1 protein-coding gene is annotated in these 1,051 nt (G+C 65.7%); it reads right to left on the bottom strand.

The genetic code is table 11. The features are described from left to right. Positions 1-45 precede the first annotated feature (45 nt). Entirely contained in the window at positions 46-972 is a 927-nt protein-coding gene (locus tag ACK1VC_RS10630; protein WP_016488382.1) for a class I SAM-dependent methyltransferase, read from the bottom strand. Between the last annotated feature and the right edge of the window lie 79 nt (positions 973-1,051).

Here is a 1,051-nt window from a genome sequence, read left to right as displayed (position 1 = left end):
TGGGTGGTTGGGGGCTCCCCGGCGATAGGGCCGGTACTGGCAACTTCAGGTCTGGCGGAATACCAAGGCCTTGAGCCCCCCGGCCGGGTCCACATCCGGAAACTCCGGCGGGTTTTCCAGCCGCTCGACAAACGCCAGCGATGGCGCCTGCTCAGCCATCCCCTCGATCAGAAACTCCGGCCCGATCGCCGGGTCGTTGACACACGCCAGCACCGTTCCACCGGCGCTCAGCAACTCTGGCAAACGCCGCAGGATCTTCGCGTAATCCTGGGTCAGCACGAAGCTGCCACGCTGGAAGGTTGGCGGGTCAATGATGATCAGGTCGTAAGGCCCGTACTTGCGCACCTTGCCCCACGACTTGAACAGCTCATGCCCCAGATACGCCACCCGCGATGCGTCATGGCCATTGAGGCGGTGGTTGTCCCGACCCCGTGCCAGCGCCGACTTGGCCATGTCCAGGTTCACCACCTGCTCGGCGCCCCCGGCAATCGCTGCTACCGAGAAGCCGCAGGTGTAGGCGAACAGGTTCAGCACGCGCTTGCCCGCCGCCTGCTCGCGCACCCAGCGGCGGCCATAGCGCATGTCGAGAAACAGGCCGATATTTTGCCGCACCCCCAGGTCCAGCAAGTAGGACAGGCCGTCCTCGACCACCTCACGTTGCTGACACGGCTCACCCAGCAGCCACTGACCAGGGCTGTCGGGCAAGTAGCGGTGCTGGATGAGGATGGCTTGGCCGGCCCATTGCGGGCACTGGGCCAGGTTGCGCAGCATGGCTTCCAGTTCGGCCAGTTGGCCCTCGGGCAGCTCGCGGAAGAGGGCTACCGAGAGCACGCCTTGCAGCCAGTCGACAGTGACCTGCTCCAGGCCTGCCCAGCAGCGGCCACGGCCATGGAACAGGCGGCGGGTTTCCTGCGGGGCAGGGTCGAGGGCGGCGAGCAGGTGCTGCTCCAAGGTGTGAATCGGGGAAGTCATGGTGGGTCGCAGGCTGGCAAAAGCGGCATTCTACCTTGTGGGCCTCTTCGCGGGTAAACCCGCTCCCACAGGGACCCCA

The organism is Pseudomonas sp. XP2, assembly GCF_053557975.1.
This window is presented reverse-complemented; position numbering and strand designations above follow the sequence as displayed.